Annotated in this window: 20 protein-coding genes; 10 read left to right on the forward strand and 10 right to left on the reverse strand. The window is 60.9% G+C overall.

All coding sequences use genetic code 11. From position 1 onward, the window contains the following. Both ACOYXG_RS15255 and ACOYXG_RS15260 read right to left on the reverse strand, forming a co-directional pair. Positions 1–1707, reverse strand: coding sequence for a ShlB/FhaC/HecB family hemolysin secretion/activation protein (locus ACOYXG_RS15255; RefSeq protein WP_460352578.1), 1707 nt, complete (start codon positions 1705–1707; stop codon positions 1–3). Positions 1708–1861: 154 nt separating this feature from the next. Next, entirely contained in the window at positions 1862–2311 is a 450-nt protein-coding gene (locus tag ACOYXG_RS15260; protein WP_460352580.1) for a winged helix-turn-helix transcriptional regulator, read from the reverse strand. Positions 2312–2500: 189 nt separating this feature from the next. On the opposite strand from ACOYXG_RS15260, the gene ACOYXG_RS15265 reads away from it, so the two are divergent. Then, the gene (locus ACOYXG_RS15265; protein WP_460352582.1) at positions 2501–3319 is read left to right on the forward strand and encodes an alpha/beta fold hydrolase; all 819 of its coding nucleotides are present in this window, start codon (positions 2501–2503) and stop codon (positions 3317–3319) included. 45 nt (positions 3320–3364) lie between these two features. On the opposite strand, the gene ACOYXG_RS15270 is transcribed toward ACOYXG_RS15265, so the two are convergent. The 5 genes from ACOYXG_RS15270 to ACOYXG_RS15290 form a co-directional block, all read right to left on the reverse strand. Beyond that, positions 3365–4078, reverse strand: a complete 714-nt coding sequence (locus tag ACOYXG_RS15270) for a DUF72 domain-containing protein (protein WP_460352584.1) — start codon at positions 4076–4078, stop codon at positions 3365–3367. Between the two features lie 607 nt (positions 4079–4685). Continuing rightward, the gene (locus ACOYXG_RS15275) at positions 4686–6473 is read right to left on the reverse strand and encodes a thiamine pyrophosphate-requiring protein (RefSeq protein WP_460352586.1); all 1788 of its coding nucleotides are present in this window, start codon (positions 6471–6473) and stop codon (positions 4686–4688) included. Positions 6474–6584: 111 nt separating this feature from the next. Continuing rightward, entirely contained in the window at positions 6585–7913 is a 1329-nt protein-coding gene (locus ACOYXG_RS15280) for an MFS transporter (RefSeq protein WP_460352588.1), read from the reverse strand. 37 nt (positions 7914–7950) lie between these two features. Beyond that, the gene (locus tag ACOYXG_RS15285; protein WP_460352590.1) at positions 7951–9027 is read right to left on the reverse strand and encodes a C45 family autoproteolytic acyltransferase/hydolase; all 1077 of its coding nucleotides are present in this window, start codon (positions 9025–9027) and stop codon (positions 7951–7953) included. Positions 9028–9064: 37 nt separating this feature from the next. Then, a complete protein-coding gene (locus ACOYXG_RS15290; RefSeq protein ID WP_460352592.1) occupies positions 9065–10792 on the reverse strand; it encodes an amidohydrolase in 1728 nt (575 codons plus the stop codon). 106 nt (positions 10793–10898) lie between these two features. On the opposite strand from ACOYXG_RS15290, the gene ACOYXG_RS15295 reads away from it, so the two are divergent. Next, positions 10899–11858 (forward strand): LysR family transcriptional regulator, encoded by a 960-nt coding sequence (locus tag ACOYXG_RS15295; protein ID WP_460352594.1) that lies wholly within the window; start codon positions 10899–10901, stop codon positions 11856–11858. Continuing rightward, the gene (locus ACOYXG_RS15300; RefSeq protein ID WP_460352596.1) at positions 11821–12591 is read left to right on the forward strand and encodes an APH(3')-II family aminoglycoside O-phosphotransferase; all 771 of its coding nucleotides are present in this window, start codon (positions 11821–11823) and stop codon (positions 12589–12591) included. The genes ACOYXG_RS15295 and ACOYXG_RS15300 overlap by 38 nt, the downstream gene beginning before the upstream one ends. Before the next feature lie 8 nt (positions 12592–12599). On the opposite strand, the gene ACOYXG_RS15305 is transcribed toward ACOYXG_RS15300, so the two are convergent. Then, entirely contained in the window at positions 12600–12875 is a 276-nt protein-coding gene (locus tag ACOYXG_RS15305; protein ID WP_047598350.1) for a DUF2798 domain-containing protein, read from the reverse strand. Positions 12876–13001: 126 nt separating this feature from the next. Between ACOYXG_RS15305 and ACOYXG_RS15310 the strand changes: the two genes are divergently transcribed. Then, positions 13002–13931, forward strand: a complete 930-nt coding sequence (locus tag ACOYXG_RS15310; RefSeq protein ID WP_460352598.1) for a LysR family transcriptional regulator — start codon at positions 13002–13004, stop codon at positions 13929–13931. Positions 13932–13964: 33 nt separating this feature from the next. Here the strand turns inward: ACOYXG_RS15310 and ACOYXG_RS15315 are convergent, their stop codons facing one another. After that, positions 13965–14858, reverse strand: coding sequence for a LysR substrate-binding domain-containing protein (locus tag ACOYXG_RS15315; protein ID WP_097090358.1), 894 nt, complete (start codon positions 14856–14858; stop codon positions 13965–13967). Between the two features lie 176 nt (positions 14859–15034). Here ACOYXG_RS15315 and ACOYXG_RS15320 point away from each other — a divergent pair, with 176 nt between their 5' ends. The 5 genes from ACOYXG_RS15320 to ACOYXG_RS15340 all read left to right on the forward strand — a co-directional run bounded on the left by ACOYXG_RS15320 (position 15035) and on the right by ACOYXG_RS15340 (position 18516). Next, on the forward strand, positions 15035–15655 hold the full coding sequence (locus ACOYXG_RS15320) for a LysE family translocator (protein ID WP_460352600.1): 621 nt from the start codon (positions 15035–15037) through the stop codon (positions 15653–15655). A gap of 73 nt (positions 15656–15728) precedes the next feature. Next, positions 15729–16568 carry a glutathione-dependent disulfide-bond oxidoreductase gene (gene yghU / locus ACOYXG_RS15325; protein ID WP_460352602.1) on the forward strand — a complete coding sequence of 280 codons (840 nt, stop codon included), beginning with the start codon at positions 15729–15731 and terminating at the stop codon, positions 16566–16568. Between the two features lie 230 nt (positions 16569–16798). Beyond that, on the forward strand, positions 16799–17167 hold the full coding sequence (locus tag ACOYXG_RS15330; RefSeq protein WP_460352604.1) for a hypothetical protein: 369 nt from the start codon (positions 16799–16801) through the stop codon (positions 17165–17167). 66 nt (positions 17168–17233) lie between these two features. Further along, entirely contained in the window at positions 17234–18085 is an 852-nt protein-coding gene (locus ACOYXG_RS15335; protein ID WP_460352606.1) for an AraC family transcriptional regulator, read from the forward strand. A gap of 44 nt (positions 18086–18129) precedes the next feature. After that, positions 18130–18516 (forward strand): cupin domain-containing protein, encoded by a 387-nt coding sequence (locus ACOYXG_RS15340; RefSeq protein ID WP_096796429.1) that lies wholly within the window; start codon positions 18130–18132, stop codon positions 18514–18516. Positions 18517–18630: 114 nt separating this feature from the next. Here ACOYXG_RS15340 and ACOYXG_RS15345 read toward each other — a convergent pair whose 3' ends face one another. Beyond that, positions 18631–19257: a TetR/AcrR family transcriptional regulator gene (locus ACOYXG_RS15345; protein ID WP_225135339.1), complete on the reverse strand. Its 627-nt coding sequence runs from the start codon at positions 19255–19257 to the stop codon at positions 18631–18633. 105 nt (positions 19258–19362) lie between these two features. Here ACOYXG_RS15345 and ACOYXG_RS15350 point away from each other — a divergent pair, with 105 nt between their 5' ends. Then, positions 19363–20463 carry an alkene reductase gene (locus tag ACOYXG_RS15350; protein ID WP_460352609.1) on the forward strand — a complete coding sequence of 367 codons (1101 nt, stop codon included), beginning with the start codon at positions 19363–19365 and terminating at the stop codon, positions 20461–20463. Positions 20464–20493: the final 30 nt, after the last annotated feature.

Here is a 20493-nt window from a genome sequence, read left to right on the forward strand (position 1 = left end):
TTAGATGAAAAAGTCGAGGCGGAAATAGATCGGCGCTTCACGCTCGGTCAGCACGTCCGGGCGTTCGAGGGAATGCGCAAAGGTCACGCTGGCGGCCACATGCTCACCGCGGGCGAACAGTTCCAGCGAGTTGCTCGACATGCGTCCGTGCTGATCACCGTTGTAACGGTCGCCGCGAATCACGCCTTGGTCGTAACCGAGGCTGGTGCCGTATTCAGCGAACACCGGGCGCAGCCATTCGGCCGTCACCGGTCGGCTCCAGCGCAGGTCGTTGCGCCAGTAGCCGCCGCTGTCGCCGGACAGCGATTGATCCTTGTAGCCACGGATCGATGCTGACCCGCCAAGGCTGGTGCGCTGCGGACTGAACAGCACGTCTTCGCTGCGCTGGCCGGTCATCAGGCTGCTGAAGCTGAAGGATTCGCCCCACACTTTGAACGGTTGCAGATAGCTCAGGGTCGCGGTGTATTTGCGGTAGCGTGCGTCCGGTTCGCCCGGGCCTGGATCGTGGCTGCCCTGCGCGTCGAACGCGCCGATGCCTTCCTGCATGCCGGCGTCGAAGTTGACGAAGGCGCTGCCGATGCGGCGACCGTGGTTGAAGCCGAACTGCGCTTCGCTGATGCGGTTGCTGCTCAGCTTGAGCTTGCTGTCTTCGATGAAGTTGTTGGTGCGCAGGTAGGACAGACCGGCGCTGAGCGAGGTCTTGCTCACCGAGTCGCGATGGATCACCCGCTCGACGCGCAGCTGATGGTTTTCGCTGTCGCCGGTCTGCTTGAAGTTGTAGCCGTTGGCGGCGATCTGCGAGCGGTAGTCGCTCTGGCTGTAGGTGTAGCTGAAGTTCCACCAGCCCCACGGCAAGTTGTAATTGAGCATGGCGTTGCTGGAGGTGTGCTGGTGATCGGTCATTGCATCGTGACCACCGCGCAGGCTCAACTGATCGGCCAGGCCCAGCGGGCTGTCCCAATCGAAGGTGGTGCCCCACTGCTGTTCGCCGGTGCTGCGCTGGCCATCGTTGCTGCGCGACAGTCCGGCACGCCATGGCTTCTGCGGCGTGTTGGTGACCAACACTTCACTGCCGCCGACGTTTTTGCCCGGCGCCAGCTCCATCTTGGCCTGATTGGACGGCAGGCGATTGAGCTGATCGACCATCTGCTCGATCTCGCGCAGGTTGACCAGATCGCCGGACTTGCCGGGAAAGGCCATCGCCAGCTCACGCTCCGAAAGCTTGCTGTTCTCGGCGCCTTTAATGCCTTCGAGCTTGCCTTCGACCACCAGCACTTTCAGATGCCCGCCAGACAGATCCTGCTGCGGCAGGTAGGCGCGGCTGGTGACCAGGCCTTTCTCGATGTAATGGTCGGTGATGACCTTGAGCAACTCGTTGAGTTGCGGCACCCCGAGGCACTGGTCGATGTAGGGCTTGAGCAGGCGGGTTTTGTCGCTGTCGGACAGACTGTCGGCGCCCTTGAGTTCGATGTCCTTGATCGGGAAACAACGGGTGTCGGTGGGCGCCGCTGGTTGCGCCGGACCGGCCTCTTTGCCGGGGAGATTTTTCAGGTCTTCAAGACGCCGCTGCTGCTCTTCGAGCAAGCGATTCTGGCGATCGCGGATCAGGTCGGTTTCACCGGGAGTGGGTGCAGCGAAGGCAATCTGGAGTGGAGACAGGCACAGCAAAGCTGCGCACAACCTCGCCGCGAGGGCGGGTGGGTACATGTTCGATCCCTCGATACGGAATGACATCAAAATAGTGGCGCGATATTAGATGGCCATCATTTTGACGTCAAACAATCGTTTCAACCTTTTGTCGGGTTTGTAACAGGGATTGAACAATCGATGCGGCTGCGGTTTTCCGAGGGGAATCCTTGGTTCAGTGCGCAACGCCCAACTTCGTCGCCACGTCCTGAGGTGCCAGTAAGCGGCCATCCGCTGAACGCAATTCCAGTTTCCTGATCGGCTGCCGCTGCTGCGCATCAACCATCACCGAACCCGGCTCACCCGGCGCATACAGGTGCTCCCCGCCCCACTGCGACAGCGCGACGATCACCGTCTGCAGCTCCTTGCCGCGTTCGGTCAGCACGTATTCCTTATAGGCACCACCATCGGCGGCGGGCACCGTTTGCAAGATCCCCTGCTCGACCAAAGCCTTGAGCCGGGCGCTGAGCATGTTCTTGGCGATGTCCAGATTCTTCTGAAAATCACTGAAGCGGCGGATGCCCTCCAGCGCATCGCGGATGATCAGCAGCGACCACCAGTCGCCGATCAGGTCCAACGTACGGGCGACCGGGCAGGCGTCGCCGTGCAGGCTTTTGCGCTTCACAGGGTGTTTCTCCGTCAAATCCAGCGTGTGGTTGCATCTTATAACTGTGAAGCTGGAAAAGAACCACGCCACCCGCCATGGCAATTGAGCACTTGCGTACAAGTGACAGCCGCGATTTGCACCGATAGTGATGGGCGGCCAATGCGGCATCCGGCCTTCCTGAACGATTGCCCACAGCAAGGAGTTTCCATGAGCACATTCACTACCGATGACGGCACACAGATCTATTTCAAGGACTGGGGCAGCGGCAAACCCGTACTGTTCAGCCATGGCTGGCCGCTGGATGCCGACATGTGGGAATACCAGATGGAATACCTGAGCAGTCGCGGCTACCGCACGATTGCCTTCGACCGCCGTGGTTTCGGCCGCTCCGATCAACCATGGACCGGCTACGACTACGACACCTTTGCCGATGACATCGCGCAACTGATCAACCACCTCGACCTGCGCGACGTGACGCTGGTCGGCTTCTCCATGGGCGGCGGCGACGTCAGCCGCTACATCGCCCGCCATGGCAGCGAGCGCGTTGCCGGGCTGGTACTGCTCGGTGCAGTGACGCCACTGTTCGGCAAGAACGCCGACTACCCGCAGGGCGTCGACACCTCGGTGTTCGACGGGATCAAGGCCGGTCTGCTCAAGGATCGCGCGCAATTCATCGCTGATTTCGCCGCGCCGTTCTACGGCATCAATCAGGGCCAGAAAGTCTCCGACGGCGTGCTCACGCAAACCCTGAACGTCGCCCTGCTCGCCTCGCTGAAAGGCACCGTGGATTGCGTTACCGCGTTCTCCGAAACCGACTTCCGTCCGGACATGGCGAAGATCGACGTACCAACCCTGGTGATCCACGGCGACGGCGATCAGATCGTGCCGTTCGAAACCACCGGCAAGCAGGCGGCGGCACTGATCAAAGGCGCCGAGTTGAAGGTCTACGCCGGAGCACCGCACGGTTTTGCCGTGACACACGCCCAGGCGCTGAACGAAGACCTGTTGGGTTTCCTGAACCGCTGATGTGCGTCGGCGCGACAACCTTCTAAGAGTAGTTGTCCGCCTGCTTCAATCTGCCATCAACGCTGCCAGTGCCAACGCGTTACCCAGCGCGGCACCACTGGCAGTGTTGTCGAAGATGCACCAGGCCGCGGCACCCTCTGCTGCCGCGACTTTCATTTGCTCTGCCAGCGCTTGCAGATAGCGCTCATCGTAGGCGCTGTGGTAGATGCGTGGCGAACCGTGTAGCCGCCAATAGCGCAAACCCGCCCAGCCCTGCGCCGAACCATCGGTAGTGATCCGCGACGGATCGACCACGACCTGGGCAATCCGATACGTCTGCAACATCGGCGCCGCCGCCACCCATGACTCATGCCGAGGCTCAAGCATTACGGCACCGGCGAAGCGTTGGCGCAACGCCACGAAAAACGCTTCGACAACTTCAGGTGTGAATGTCAGCGACGGTGGCAGTTGCACCAGCAGACAGCCCAACCGGTCAGTCAGCCCCTCGCATTGTCCGAGGAACTCGTCCAGCGCTTGATCGCAGTTCTGCAGACGCAATTCATGCGTGATCTGCTTTGGCACCTTGACCGAAAAACGAAAACCCGGCGGCACCGAGTCCGCCCAGCGCGCATAGGTCTGACGCCGATGCGGGCGATAGAACGAGCTGTTGATTTCCACACAGTCGAACCGCGCCGCATAACGCTGCAGATGCGTACCCTCAGCCGGGAACTGCGGCCAATACTCACGCCCCAGACTCCAGCCTGCGCAACCGATGAACATCAAAAAAGCACCCTCGCCGCTTCACGCATGAAAATCTCCACGGTCTTCGTTCACAGATTTCAGGGATGGCGAAATACCTGTGGGAGCTGGCTTGCCAGCGAAGGCGTCGTCACATCCACAATCCACTGCGCCTGACGCAGCGCTTTCGCGAGCAAGCCCGCTCCCACAGTTTCGGCGATGCTCACAGACCTGGAGCACGACAAAGGACCTGTGGGAGCTGGCCTGCCAGCGAAGGCGTCGGCACATCCACAATCCACTGCGCCTGAAACAGCGCTTTCGCGAGCAAGCCCGCCCCCACAATTTCGGCGGCGTTCACAGATTGGGGGCACGACCAAGGACCTGTGGGAGCTGGCTTGCCAGCGAAGGCGTCGATACATCCACAAACGCTGTGCCTGACACAACGCTTTCGCGAGCAAGCCCACTCCCACAATTTCGGCGACGCTCACAGACTTGGAGCACGACAAAGGACCTGTGGGAGCTGGCTTGCCAGCGAAGGCGTCGATACATCCACAAACGCTGTGCCTGACACAACGCTTTCGCGAGCAAGCTCGCTCCCACAGAGTTCAGCGGTGCTCACAGATTGGAGCGCGACGAAGCGCCTACACGATTATTTTTTGCCGGGCAGGACGCTGGCCAGCACCTGCTTGGCGGCTTGCACGATCACGCCCGCTTCGTCGGGGTCGCCCTTGAGCAAGGTCGTGGCAAATTTCTTTGCCTGTTCGAGCTTGATGTGCGGCGGCAATGGCGGCACGTCAGGGTCGGTCTTGAACTCGATCAGCACCGGCACGTCCGAGGCCAGCGCCTGTTCCCAGGCCGCGGCGACGTCTTCTTCACGGTCGACGAAAATTCCTTTCAGGCCGATGGAAATGGCGAACAGGTGATACGGCACGTCGGGAATGCTTTGCGACGCTTCAAACTTCGGATCGCCCTCCATCACTCGTTGCTCCCAAGTGACCTGATTCAGATCCTCGTTGTTGAACACCGCACAGATCCACTTCGGGCTGCTCCACTGGCGCCAGTATTTGGCGACGGTGATCAGCTCCGCCATGTTGTTCATCTGCATCGCGCCGTCACCCACCAGCGCAATCACCGCGCGCTCGGGGTGGGCGAACTTGGCGGCGATCGCGTACGGCACGGCAGCGCCCATCGAGGCCAGGCCACCGGACAACGAACATTGCATGCCGCGGCGAATTTTCAGGTCACGGGCGTACCAGTTGGCACAGGAACCCGAGTCGCTGGTGATGATCGCCTGATCCGGCAGGCGCGGTGACAGCTCATACACCACCCGCTGCGGATTGATTGGATCGGCTTTGGACATCGCGCGTTTTTCCAGGGTTTTCTCCCAGCTGTTGCGCCAGCCTTCGATTTTCTTGCGCCACTTGTGCGAAGTTTTCTGTTCGAGCAACGGCAGCAGTGCAGCGAGGGTTTCGGCGGAGTCGCCGACCAGATTGACCTCCATCGGATACCGCAGGCTCAGCATGTCGGGCTGCAGGTCGATCTGCACGCCACGCGCCTGACCTTCCTTGGGCAGGAACTCGGCATAGGGGAAACCCGAGCCGATCATCAGCAAGGTGTCGCACTCGTGCATCATCTTGTAGCTCGGTTCGGTGCCCAGCAGGCCGATGCTGCCGGTGACCCACGGCAAATCGTCCGGCAACGCAGCCTTGCCGAGTAACGCCTTGGCGACGCCAGCACCGAGCTTTTCCGCAACTGCAATCACTTCATCCGTTGCCTGCAGTGCACCGGCGCCCACCAGAATCGCGACTTTTTCACCGCTGTTCAGCACATCAGCGGCGCGCTGCAGATCGGCCTCGTAGGGCAGCACTTTCGGCTTGGTGTATCCGACGCCGGAATGCGCGGTGCCATGCGCCCGCGCCGGTGGCTCATACTCAAGATCCTGCAGATCATTGGGCAGGATGATCGCCGTCACCCGCCGTTCGCCAACCGCCGTACGCACGGCGCGATCAAGCAAATGCCGCACCTGCGACGGCGCCGAGGCCTGCTGCACAAACGCCCCGGCCACATCCTTGAACATCGAGACCAGGTCCAGCTCCTGCTGGTAATGACTGCCAAGCGCCGTCCGCGCCTGCTGGCCGACAATCGCCAGCACCGGTTGATGATCCATGCGTGCGTCGTATAACCCGGTGATCAGGTGCGAAGCACCCGGTCCCGAAGTGGCGATGCACACGCCCAACTCGCCCGTGAACTTGGCGTGGGCCGAGGCCATGAAAGCGGCCATTTCTTCGTGCCGGGCCTGAACGAATTCGATCTTGCCATTGGTTCGGGCGAGCGCGCCGAACACACCATTGATGCCATCTCCCGGATAACCAAAAATCCGCGTGACGCCCCATTGGCTGAGCCGCTCAACCAGAAAATCTCCCACTGTCGTCGTCATCTCGTTCCTCGCCTGTCACCGATGCATGAAGCCTGCCCGGCGAGATATCCGCCGGGCAGTACATGGGTCTGGACAGTCGGGACGCGCGCGAAGTTTCGATTGTTTTTACCGCTAGCCAGTGACAGCGGGAACAGCTGAAGCCCACTCGGCCTCATCGATCTGGGCAAGGCTCAGGTGCGCCGTTTCCTTCAGAAGCAACGAGCACAACGCGACGATGCCCAGCGCAATCGCGCCGTAAACTGCCACCCCGAAGGCGTTGTGATTGTTGGCGAGCAGAATCGCCGTGGCCGCACTGGATGCCGTCCCGCCGCCCAGCGCCGCGCCGATCTGATAGGCCGCCGACATTCCCGAATAGCGCATGTGCCGGGGAAACTGTTCCGCCAGGAACGCCGGAATAGGCCCCTGCGTGGCGCCCATGAACGCACCGATGGCGATATAGGCAGCGGTAGAAATCAGCAGACTCTTGAGGCCGACCAGTGGGAAAAACGCAAAGAAACCGAGGGCCATGATCACCGCGCCGAGAACCATCACCTTGCGGCGTCCGATGCGATCCGAGAGCAAGGCAAACAACGGCGCGGTGATCACGATGGCGATCGACAGCGACAAGTCGAAAACCAGCGCATCGGTGCTGCCATAGCCCAGTTGCGTGGCGTACGACAGAAAGAACGTGCTGCCGATGTAGGCGATGGTCACGTAGCCGAAAGCGATACCGGTGCACAGCAGCATGGCTCTGGGCCGTGCGCGCAGCGCTTCGAGCAACGGCATGCGCACGTGCGTCTGCGGTTCGGCGGGTTGTTCAAGCGGTTTTTGCAAGCGCGCATACAGACCGATCAGCACCAGCACACCGCCGAGCCAGAACGGAATGCGCCAGGCGAATCCGGCCAAGTCATCGTGCGCCGCGACACTGACAATGGCGAACACCCCGGCGCCAAGAATCCCGCCGATACCGATGCCCATGCTGGTGAAACTGCCCCACAGCCCACGTCGCCCGGGCGGCGCCGACTCGATGCCGAACAGCGCCGCACCGCCCCACTCGCCACCGGCGGCGAAACCCTGCACCAGTCTGAGCAGCACCAGCAACACCGGTGCGCCGGCACCGAGCGTTGCGTAGTCCGGCAGGCACCCGATCAGCAGCGTGCTCAGGCCCATCAGCAGCAGCGTGATCACCAGCATTTTCTGCCGGCCGAGTTTGTCGCCGTAATGCCCGAACACCATGCCGCCAAGGGGGCGGGCGAAAAACCCGGCACCGAAAGCACCGAACGCCACCAGGGTCGCGGTGAGCGGATCCATCTGCGGGAAGAACACCTTGGGAAACACCAGCGCGGCAGCGGTGCCGTAAATCACGAAGTCGTAAAACTCCAGGGCGGTGCCCATGCCGGAGACGAAAAACGTCCTCAGCGCAGACGGGGAACCGCTCATGCGATCAATCTCGGTAGCCATGTGTATTGCTCGTTTTGTTTTTATTGGAGGCAGCGATTCAGAAGCGCAGATAGCCGTTTCGGGCCAGCTGCGCGGGGTTGCCGGCGGCGTATTCGAGCACGCTGTTTTCAGTGTCGATGCCGATGGTCAGCAAGGTTTCCCAACGCTCGGTGGCCGGCATGCTCAGATCCGGGTGGAAGCAGATCGGCGCGTCTACGCCCGCCTCGCCACACATGGCGTCAGCCCGCTGACTGAGGTTGCCGTTGGTCATGTTCGGCCGCCCCGTGTTGACGTGGGCAATACGCGCGTAGGTCGTGGACGCATCAGGCGTGCGCTCGCCCAGACTCAGTTCGGGATCGAGAAAATGGTTGGTGTGAGTGATCCAGCCGTCGGCGTCGGGCCGCACCACGGCGGTGAAGGCTGGCGACATTTCAACGCTCACCGCACGCGGATTCGAATCCTCACGGGTGAACACGGTCAGTACCGTCGAGGCACTGACCCGCGCTGAACGTGCTAGCGCAATCGCTTCGTCAACGCTGCTGGCTTCTTCGAGGATGCGCCGGGCAATCGCATGCACCGGCACCCCGGCCGACCCGTTGTCGCTGGCGTGATGCAGGATGTTGAAGTGCAATCCCAGCCCCGCACTGTTGACGCCAATCTTGCCGAGCATGCCGAATTCGGTGAACAGCTTGACCGTCATGCCCGCGGCCGTAGTCAGTTGCAGAATCAGCCCGTTGGGCACCAGCGAATCGTGCCAGTCCCAGGTCTGAATAGTGCGCGGCGCCAATGCGCCGTTGGGCGCAAACACCGCGGTGGAACACTCGCCTTCGGTGGACGCCGGCATCACCGCGAGTATCTCGGTGCGGGCATTCAGGCTGGCGAGCTGCCACAGCGGCACGCCAGCGCCCTCAGCAGTGGCGACGATCTCTTCGGCTAGGCTCGGGCACCAGCTTTGGAGGGTTTGCAGACTGGCTTCGCCGATGGTCTGCACCTGTGCCTGAGGCACACCGACCTGATTGAAGAAATCCAGATAGAGCTCGACGGTCTGGCGGATCTGAGCCGCCCAGGTGGCGCCAATCTGTTGCCCGCGAATCTGTGGGTTGCGGGTGTCGGTGACAAAGCAATGAACATTCACGAAAAGGTTTCCTTGGTTACTTTACAGAGAGATGCCGTCAAGGCTTGCGGCGGTAGATTTCGCGCCCGGCAAACCAGGTATTGAGCACTTGGGTGTCGCGCAGGGCCTGCGGCTCGACACTGAACACATCGCGGTCGAGGACGATCATGTCGGCCTGCTTGCCGGGTTTGAGCGAACCGATCCGGTCTTCCAGGCGCAGCACTTTGGCTGCGTTGAGGGTGTAGGCCTGGAACATCGTCTGGCGGTCGATGTCTTCAGCGGCGTTGAGCACGCCTTTCGGGCCTTTGCGGCTGACGGCCTGATAGATCGCCTTCCACGGTTCGGGGGTGGTGATCGGCCAGTCACTGGCACCGGCGATGGTCGCGCCATTCTTGAGCAGCGAGCGCGCGGGATAGGTGTACATGAAGGCCATCGCGCTGACGTAAGGCTTGACCAGATCCATGCTCGACTCGTCGGCAGCGGCCCAGAACATCTGCATCGAGGCGATCACATTCAACGCCTTGAATCGGGCGAATTCCTTTGGGTTGACCATTTGCAGGTGGGTGATCGAATGGGCGATGCCGCTCTGCCGATCCTTGCGCGCCTGCTCGATGCCGTTGAGCGATTCACGTACCGCACGGTCGCCGATGGCGTGGATGTGCACCAGCCAGCCACGGGCATCGGCGGCACTGACCAGCTCGCCGAAGTGCGCCGGGTCGATCAGCAGCTCACCGGTGTTTTTCGAGTTGCGGTAAGGCTCAAGCATCGCCGCGCTTTGCGCCGGCACTTCGGCCACACCATCGGCGAAGATCTTGATCCCCGGCAGAGTCAGGTTGCTGACCCCGAGAAACTGTTGGCGCACCTTGTCCAGCTCATCAAGGTCGGTCGGCGTAGCCTTGGAGTCCGCCATCAGCAGCGCCGCAACGTGAGCGGTGAGTTCGCCGTTTTCCGAGAGTTTTTTGTAGGTCGGCAGCACGCCGAGCGAGGTGTTGGTAACGTCACTGCCGGGGACTTCGTTGGCGAGCGGATCCAGCCACCCGGTGATCCCCAGGCTCTTGTAGTAGTTCAGCGCCGCGCGCCCGCCCGCCAGCAACTCATCAGCCGTCGGCGGCGGCAGCAGGGCCTGCACCGGGTACAGACCGGCATCGACAAGGAAGCCATCCGGGCTGCCGTCGGGGTGGTGGCCGATGGTTGCCTGCTCTTCGCCTTTGAGTGCCTTGATCTTTTCAGCCGTCACGCCAGCGCGGTCGAGCATGGCCCGATTGGCCCAACCGGTGTGCAGATCCCAGCCCAGCAGCAGGATCGGCTGGTTCGCCCATTCGCCCTGATTGAAGCGCTGTTCGAGGCCGGCAATGTCGCTCCAGTAAGTCGACGGCAATCCGCCGACACTGAGGAATTCTCCACGCTGCGCCTTGCCGTCCTGACGCCATTGCCGCAGGTGCTGTTCCAGTTGATCAAGCGGCAACAGTTGCCCGTCGAGGTTGGCCTGCAACATCTGCAGACCGCCCTTGATGGTGTGCGAATGCGAGTCGATGAAGCCCGGCATCAGCACCTTGCCGTGCAGGTCGATCACTTGCGTGGCCGCCGTCTTCAGACGCATCACCTGCGCATCCATGCCCACGGCGAGGATCTTGCCGTTTTCCACCGCAACCGCTTGCTGCAAGGCTTGGCCGGGTTCGGCGGTGTAGACCCTGGCGTTGTGCAGGATCAGATCGGCGGACGCCAGACTTTCCAGTGAGGCACAGGCCAGTGCCGATGACACCATCAGGGTCAGTAGCTGCTTCATGAGGCTTCTCGTTATTTTTGTTAGGCTGCGAGCAAGCCTATCCAAGCCCTGGCGATAACTGAATGCCACCTCGCGCACAACTTCTGTGCCCAGCAGGAATAGATCAATGGACAAGATGAGTGCCCTGACCATGTTCGTCGCCACCGCCGAACACGGCAATTTCAGCCGCGCCGCCGATGTGCTCGGCAAGACGCCGTCAGCCCTGACCAAAGCCGTGGCGCAGCTGGAAGACGAGCTCGGCACGCGCCTGTTCGACCGCACGACCAGACGCATGGCGCTGACCGAGGCCGGACGGATTTATCTGGACGGTGCGCGGCAGGCGCTGATGCAACTGCAACTGGCTTGCGAAGGCGTCGAACAGCTCAAGCACGAGTTGAGCGGCGGCCTGCGCATTACCGCGCCACCCTCCTTCGCCCCGGCGTTCCTCAACGAAGTCTGCTGCCGTTTTCTCGACGCCCATCCGCAGGTGCATCTGGAAGTCGACTTGAGCGACAGCTATGACGACCCGGTGGACGGCGGGTACGATCTGGCACTGCGTGACGGCCCGATCGATCTGCCGGGGGTGATCGCCCAACCCATCGTCGAGAATCAGGTGGTGCTCTGCGCCAGCCCGGCGTATCTGGCGCGCAAGGGCAAAGAGGTGTCACTGGACAACTATCAGCAGCACGACTGGCTGATCTTCCGTCATCCGCTGCTCAACCGGCATTTCTGGTGGGTCAAGCAAGGGGACCGGCGGATACGTTTGACCCAGCCGAATCCACGGGTGGCCAGCGACAATTACGACTTCCTGCTGGCGTGCCTGCTGAAGGGCCAGGGCCTGCAGTTTCTGCCGCAATGGAGCGCCGCGCCGTATCTGGCGCGCGGTGAACTGGTGGAGGTGATGCCCGAGTACTGGCGTGAGCCAAGCGCATTCGGCCCGTGGATTTACGTGCTGTACCTGGCGCACCGGCGCAGCACGCGCAAGGTCAAAGTGTTTATCGAATTCTTGAAGGCGCACTGGCGCCCACTGTCACAAGGAACCAATGAAAATGGATCTGCCACCGACATGGCGCCAACGCTTCGCTGATATCCGCTACGAACAACAAACCATCGGTGAATCCCGAGCCGCCGTGTTCCGCCTCACGCCCGCTGGATCAGACCCGCTGTTCGTCAAATCGGAACCACGGATTTCCTTTGCCGAATTGCCCGGCGAAGTACAGCGCCTGTGCTGGCTGGCGGAGCAGGATCTGCCAGCGGCGCGCGTGCTCGACAGCGTCGAAGAAAGTGAGCGCTTCTGGTTGCTGATGACTGCCGTACCGGGGCGTGACCTCGCCAGCAGCGAGCATCTCGCACCGCAGCAAATTGTCTCGCTCGCGGCTAATGCCCTGCGCACCTTGCATGCGCTCGACATCAAACACTGCCCGTTCGATCATCGCCTCGATGCGAAAATCGCCCTGGCCCGCGAGCACCTGCTGGCTGGTTTGATCGATGAAGAAGATTTCGACGATTCGCGCCTCGGCCAAAGCGCCGAAGCGGTGTTCGAGCAGATGCTGACCGCGCGCCCGCACAGCGAAGACCTGGTGGTGACCCATGGCGACGCATGCCTGCCCAACTTGCTCGCCGACAACGGTCGCTTCAGCGGTTTCGTCGACTGCGGGCGACTGGGGGTTGCCGATCGGTTTCAGGACTTGGCACTGGCAGCCCACAGCATCGCCTACAACCTGGGCGAGCAATGGCTGCCGGTATTTTTCGAGGCTTACGGAGTGCAACCGGATCAGCAAAAAATCGCCTTTTATCAGTTGCTCGACGAGTTTTTCTGAGGTGTATCTCAACGATGCGGATGCACCGTCATCGCCACCAGTTTGATCACGATCGGCCGCACCACGAGGATGCAAAGGAAAGCCACCGGCATCGCCAGCTTATAGGCGTGCAGCGCATTACTCAGGTAGTCGTTATCAATCCCCGAGTTGGCGGCGGTGATCACCAGCGACATCAGGAACGCCATGATCGTCGCCATGTACAACGCAAACACATACGGCGTCGCCCGTGACGACAACTTGCGACGCGTCGAGTACAAGGCCTCGGTAGTGGTTCTTTGATTCATATGGCTTTTCCATCCATTGACAGGGAGCCGGCACCTTAGCAAAGCCCCCTGCCCTCAACTAGACGGCCCGCCGCAGGTACTTTATAAAGCACAACTTACGAATCAAACCCACGCGGCGGGACACGGATGAATCTGTTGGCGGCGATTGCCAGTTTTATCAAAGTGGTTGAAGCCGGCTCGATCGTCGGCGCCGCCAAGACCCTGGGCGTCAGTGCGGCAGCGGTCAGCCAGACCCTCAGTCGCCTGGAAACGCACCTCGGCGTTCGCCTGCTGCAGCGCACCACACGCAGCATGGCGCTGACTGAAAACGGCGCGTTGTATTACGAAAAGGTGCGGCGTATTGCGGCTGATCTGGAGTCGGCGCAAAGCGCAATCATCAACGATGAAAGCGAATTGCAGGGCCGCTTGAGCATCGCCTCCACCAGCGCATTCGGCCGCCACGTCCTGGCACCGTTACTCGCCAGTTTCGCCGCGCTGCATCCGCGCCTGCTGGTCGAGCTGTCGACCACCAACGGCAAGATCAATCACATCCAGGACGGCATCGACCTGAGCCTGCGGATCAAACCGCAACTGGAAGACGGCATCGTCGCGCGCCGGATTGTTTCCCTGCCGTTCATCTTCTGCGCCGCCCCCGTCTACCTTGCGCGCGCCGGGGTGCCGCAATCACCGCAAGAGCTGCAACACCACGCCTGCCTCGCGTTTCGCTATCCACTGGATGGACGCTTTCTGCGCTGGGGCCTCATCCGCGACGGTCAGCGCTACGACGCCCCGATCAACGCCACCGCCATCAGCGACGACATCGATGCCTTGGCGCAAATGGCAGTCAACGGCGCAGGTGTCACGCGCCTGGCCGAATTCGTCGCCGCGCCCTACCTTGAAAGCGGGCAATTGGTGCCGCTGTTCGACGATCTCCAGCGTGAGAAACAGGCTTATGTCGAACCGATGGACATCTATGCCTGCGTGCAGGAACGTGCGGCGATGACGCCGAAGGTCAGAGCCTTCATGGATTATTTGACGGAGCACCTGAACAGGCGCTGGCCGATGCAAGCCCGTTGATCATGCCTGGCTGATGAATGCAGCGCTCTGTCTTCAAGGCTGCAGATCACCCCCGAGCCATTGGCTGCACGCACTCATCTGCTGGCTAATCCACTCACGAAAAAGCATGGCATTGGCGCTCTGTTCGAAGGGTCGCGGTGACAGCAGGCAATAACTCGAACCGTCGCGAACGAAGCCGAACGGCGCGATCAACTGGCCGGATTTGAGTTCGTCCTGCACCATCAGAAACGACGCCATACCGACGCCCAGCCCGGCCAGCGCGGCCTGAATGCACAGGTAGAAATGCTCGTAATCGACCCGACTGCCCCCTGCCGCGCTGATCCGGGTCTGTCGCATCCAGTTGTCCCACGCCTGCGGGCGCGTCTTGCTGTGCAGCAGGCAGGCGCCGCGCAAATGCTCGCCGTCAGGACGACTGGACGGCACGCAAACCGGACCGATCCACTCCTCGCAAATAGTCACGCCGTGCACGGTCTCGTCCCAATGGAAATCGTCGCGGCGGATCGCCAGATCCACGCCTGAACGAGCGAAGTCGATCGGTCCGCCGGCCGTCAGCAATTGCACCTGCAACTGTGGGTGTGCGCTGTGGAAGTCAGGCAAGCGCGGGATCAACCACTTCATGGCGATGGTTGGCTCGCAGGACACCACCAGCACATCGTCGTGGACTTCACGCTGCAGGCGATAAACCGTGTTCTGCAATTGCTCGAACATCGGCGCGGTGACGTTGAACAGCAAGCGTCCCGCGTGATTGAGAAAAATCGCGCGGTTACGCCGCTCGAACAATTCGACCCCGATCGCCTCCTCCAGCAAGCGCACCTGGCGGCTGACCGCGCCGTGGGTGACGTGCAGCAACTCAGCGGCCTTGACGAAACTCTGGGTCTGGGCGGCGGTGTTGAAGAAGCGAAAGGCAGCCAGCGGAGGCAGGTTCATATAGACGATGATTTCTCACAGATTTTCGCGACTATAAATCGTTTTTTTTGCCAAAGACACTTCTCCATCATGTCGCCACTCAGGGCCTGTTAATTCCATCCACGTTGTTGGCGGCGATGCTGCAGGCGTTGTATCTGTGAATTCAAGTAGCGCAAATAACGCGATGGAGCGTATGGATGAATGAATTGTTTCTGGTAATCGCCATCACTGTTCTGGCGGTGATCAGCCCCGGCCCGGACTTTGCCATGGTCACTCGCAACAGTTATGCCTACGGGCGGCGCAGTGGTTTGCTGGCTGCGCTGGGCATCGCCTGTGGCGTGCAGGTTCACGTGTTCTACACGGTGTTCGGGGTGGCGCTGATCATCACTCAGTCACCCATGCTGTTCTGGATGATGAAGCTGCTGGGTGCCGGCTACCTGGTCTATCTGGGCATCAAGTCCTTTACCAATAAATCTGTACTGACATTTGCCGAGGCGAGCGCTTTGGCACCCCGTGCCTGGAAGGTGTTCTGCTCAGGTTTTCTGACCAATGCACTGAATCCGAAAACCATGTTGTTCGTGGTGGCGGCGTACAGTCAGGTGGTGGAGCCAGGCAGTTCGCTGACGATGAACTTCGCCTATGGCCTGTTCATGTCGGTCATTCATTGGCTGTGGTTCAGCCTGGTCGCGCTGTTTTTCTCCACCGAACGGTTACGCCGGCGCCTGCTGGAAAAACAGCGGCTCCTCGACAAGGTCATCGGGATCGCGTTGATGGGTCTGGCGGCGTGTTTGATCATTCCGGGGGTTGCGCAGTCTTGAGCTAGAGCGTTTATGCTGTCAGGTCTGATACCCGTCAGGTCATTCTCGGCAAGTTCACCATGAGGCCCATTTCATGAGTAAAGCGCCCTACGTACCGCCCAAAGTCTGGAAACATGAAGCCCCGTCCGGCGGCCATTTCGCTAGCATCAACCGCCCGATTGCCGGGCCGACGCATGAAAAGACCCTCCCAGTGGGCAAACACCCGCTGCAGTTGTATTCACTGGCGACGCCCAATGGCGTCAAGGTGACCATCCTGCTGGAAGAATTGCTCGCACTGGGGCACACCGAGGCCGAGTACGACGCGTGGCTGATCCGCATCAACGAGGGCGATCAGTTCTCCAGCGGTTTTGTCGAGATCAATCCGAACTCGAAGATTCCGGCGCTGCTCGACCACAGCGTACAGCCGCCGATTCGGGTATTCGAATCCGGTTCGATCCTGCTGTATCTGGCAGAGAAATTCGGCGCCTTCCTGCCGAAAGACCCGGCTGGCCGCACGGAAACCCTGAACTGGTTGTTCTGGCAGATGGGCTCTGCGCCTTATCTGGGCGGCGGCTTTGGGCACTTCTATGCGTATGCGCCGGAGAAGCTCGAATACCCGATCAACCGCTTCACCATGGAAGCCAAGCGTCAGCTCGATGTACTCGACCGACGCCTCAAGGAAAGCCGCTATCTGGCGGGCGACAGCTACACCATCGCCGACATCGCGGTCTGGCCGTGGTACGGCCAACTGGTGCGCAACAACGTGTATGCGGCCGCCGAATTTCTAGCGGCCCACGAATACACCCACGTGCAGCGCTGGGCAGAGGACATCGCCCAACGCCCTGCGGTGATTCGTGGCCAGCGCGTCAATCGCACCTGGGGTGACGAGGCCAGTCAGGTTGCGGAGCGACATCAGGCCAGCGATCTGGACTGACGCCACATTCCCACAAAGATTTGCGCTGGACAGGGGCATCCCGGTTCACAGCAACCTTTGTGGGAGCGAGCTTGCTCGCGAAGGCGCCAAGTCAGTCAACACTGACATAACAGACCTACCGCTTTCGCGAGCAAGCTCGCTCCCACAGGGTATTTGGGTTGGATATGAGAATTTGTGAACCTCAGCAATTACATTGAGACCACACCACCACTGTCGTCAAAGGATCTGCAATGCCTGCTGGAAAACGAGAACTGGCGCGGATCGAGCGGCGCTTGATTGCCACGCTCACCGACGCGTGTGAAGCCGCAAAAGCTGAAATCCAGGGCTTCACCTGGCTGACCCACACCGCTGACCTGAACGCGTTGGCGGCGACCCTGAACGTCATTTGGGTGTTCGACACCGAAGCCGACAAAAACCTCGCCCTGACTGACGCCAAGGCACGCCTCTTCGAACTGACGGCCACTGCGCTGAGGGAGGCCGATATCGACCTGTCCCCTTCAGAGCGCAACGTGCGTTTCGACTCCGAGGAGGCGTGCCAGCGTACTCACGGTGGCAACTGGCGTGAGCGTCTGGCGCAAAATACGCGAGGGCAACGGTGACACCCTGCTTTCGATCAGGTTGGCTATCATCGCTCGCAGCAGGCTTCTCTCAAGGACAGTGAAACCATGGAACAGTCCAGACCAGATCCAGATTCCGATTGGGTAGTGCGCAGCACACAGCCGGGGCGGATAGAACGTATCGAAGCCCGGTTTGGCGGCCATGGCTACCACCCACATCGGCACGATACTTACTCGATCGGTCGCACACTCTCTGGCGTGCAAAGCTTTCACTACAAGGGCAGCCTGCGCCACGGCTTACCGGGAAACACCTTGCTCCTGCATCCTGATGAACTGCACGATGGCATGGCCGGGACCGAAGCGGGGTTTCGCTATCGAATGGCCTATGTCGATCCGGCTTTGATTCAGCAGGTGTTGAAGGGTGAACCGCTACCCTTCATCGCCGGCGGTCTGTCCAGCGACCCACGCCTGTATCGCGCCAGCGAAGCGTTCGTCCAGGCGATGGATTACTCACTTGATCCGCTGGAAGAACAGGACGCCCTGTTTGATCTGGCAATGGCCCTGCGCGCCGTGGCCGGCAAACCTCGCGGGCGCAAACTGCTCGATTACCCGGCAGCCGAGCGCGCAAGGGAATTGATCATGGCTCACCTGCACCAGAGCATTACGCTGGAAATGCTGGAGCGCGCCAGCGGTCGTGAAAGATGGAGCCTCTCTCGGGACTTCAGAGTGCTGTTTGGCACCAGCCCCTATCGCTTCGTGACCCTGCGCCGCCTGGATGTATTGCGCACGCTGCTGCTTGACCGATTCTCACTGGTCGATGCCGCCCTGGCTGCGGGTTTTCACGACCAAAGTCATATGACCCGGCACTTCACCCGCACTTATGGGGTATCTCCGTCGCGTTGGCTGGAACGCGTCCTGGGGCAAAGGCAACTTGCAGGATCGTACAAGCATCGCCAATAACCCCTCCGCTAGGCTGACGACTTCTGTCTGATAGAGGATTTGTCATGCCACATACCAGCAAAGTACCAGCACTGCACGCCATCAATCTGGCGCAGAAATCCGCGCTGATCGATCAGCAGTGGAGCCCCCGTGTGGTCGCCGAAATGAATGACTACCAGTTCAAAGTGGTTCGCATCGAAGGTGAATTCATCTGGCACTCCCACCCGGAAACCGATGAGGCCTTTATTGTGATCGAGGGCACGCTGCGGATCGACCTGCCCCATGGCAGCGTATACATCGAACCGGGTGAGCTGTACGTCGTGCCGCGCGGGATCGAACATCGGACGGCAGCGGAAGGAGAAGCGCGCCTGATGATGATCGAGCCTCGGGGTGTGCGTAACACCGGGCACGAAGGTGGCGAGCGCACGGCTGACAACGACGTCTGGATCTGAGCAGGAGGCGCCGTCAATCTGCGATTTGACGGCGCTTTTTTTGAGTGGCGGGCCGTTGGTTGGCCGCTGATTGTACGGGCGTTTTTGTGCTGGGTTTACTGAGCGAGCGCCGCCTCAGACCACCTCTTCGTCAACCGGCAACGAAGCCAGCATTTCAGCGCGGCACACCTCAAGGATCTCGTCGGCCAGGGCGGAATCATCCGGACAGGCACGCGACAGCACAATCGCGCCGACAGCCCGCGACAGCAGGTCGATCATTTTCTTTCTCCCTTCGCCCGCCACGGCGTCCGGCCCGGTCGGATATTTGTCTCCCAGGGTCTGCAGGGTGCGCTCGATCCCTTCGGCAAACGTCGTTTTCACCTCATCCGATTGACGCGCCGCGTCGCCACACAGCGCGGCCATGGTGCAACCGCTGCCACGTCCGTCGCGATGTTCTCTTGTCAAGTAGACATCGATGAAGCCAGGCACGTCGAGCGCTTCGGCACCTGCCAGCGACTTGGCAAGACTGCAGGAAGCGGCTTCAGCCATCAGGTCGGCCTTGGAGCCGAAATGTTTGTAGAAACCACCATGGGTGAAACCGGCAGCCGCCATGAGATCCGCCACACCGACGCCGTCAAAGCCACGCTCACGGAACAGCTCGGAAGCGGTCTCGACGATGTGTTCTCGATTGGCCTGCGCCTGGGCCTTGGTCACTCGCACGTGCAGTACCTCGTGTTCATTGGGAATGCTTGCGCCAATCATACATAGATGCTGGTCATAATCAAAACCGTTGACAGTTTAGATTTCGATCATCATCCTAATTGCACGCACACCGATCTCCACCAACGGGCACGGAAGAAATACCAGATGAGTAACCAGACGCTGTTCACCCCTTACACACTTGGCGACCTGACGTTGTCGAACCGCGTCGTCCTCGCACCGCTGACTCGCAACCGTGCAGGCGCAGGCTTTGTACCCAGCGAGTTCGCGGCCACCTATTACAGCCAACGCGCCAGCGCAGGCTTGCTGATCAGTGAAGCCACGCAGATTTCCCGACAAGGTCAGGGCTATCAGGACACCCCGGGAATCTACACGCCGGCGCAGATTGACGGCTGGCGCCAGGTGACCGATGCAGTCCATGCCAAGGGCGGAAAAATTTTTCTGCAGCTGTGGCATGTCGGCCGCGTATCGCACGTTGATCTGCAGGAAAACGGCGCCGCCCCCGTGGCCCCTTCTGCGCTGCGCGCCGCCACCAAAGTCTTCGTCAACAATCGCTTTGAAGATGTCTCGGCGCCGCGCGCGCTGGAGACCATTGAACTGCCAGGGATCGTCTCGGATTTTCGCCAGGCTGCGGCAAACGCGATTGCCGCCGGGTTCGATGGCGTGGAAATTCACGGCGCGAACGGCTATTTGCTCGATCAATTCCTCAGGGACAGCGCCAATCTGCGAACCGACGCCTATGGCGGCTCGATTGCAAACCGGGCGCGTCTGTTGCTTGAAGTGACGGCGGCCGTCGTTGATGAAATCGGCGCCAATCGCACCGGTGTGCGCCTGTCTCCGGTGTCGCCGGCCAACGGCGTCTCCAGCAGCGATCCGCAGGCGCAATTCGATTACGTCGCCGAGCAACTCGATGCCCTCGGCGTGGTTTATCTGCACGTGGTCGAAGGCGCGACCGGGGGCCCGCGCGACGTGGCGCCCTTCGACTTCGGCGCACTGCGCCAGCGCTTCAAAAACACCTACATCGCCAACAACGGCTATGACCTGGACCTGGCGACTTCGCAGCTCGCCGAAGACCAGGCCGACCTGATCGCCTTCGGTCGCCCGTTCATTGGCAATCCGGATCTGGTGGAGCGCCTCAAGCAGGGCGCGCCTTTGTCCGCGTTCGATCCCGCCACCCTCTATGGCGGCGGTGCGGCAGGCTACATCGACTACCCGACGCTGGCTGAATCGAGCGTCAGCGCCAGCTGAGCGCGTTCCGTTTCTCACACCCTGAAAGAG

The sequence above is a fragment of the Pseudomonas sp. G3-39 genome (assembly GCF_054790485.1).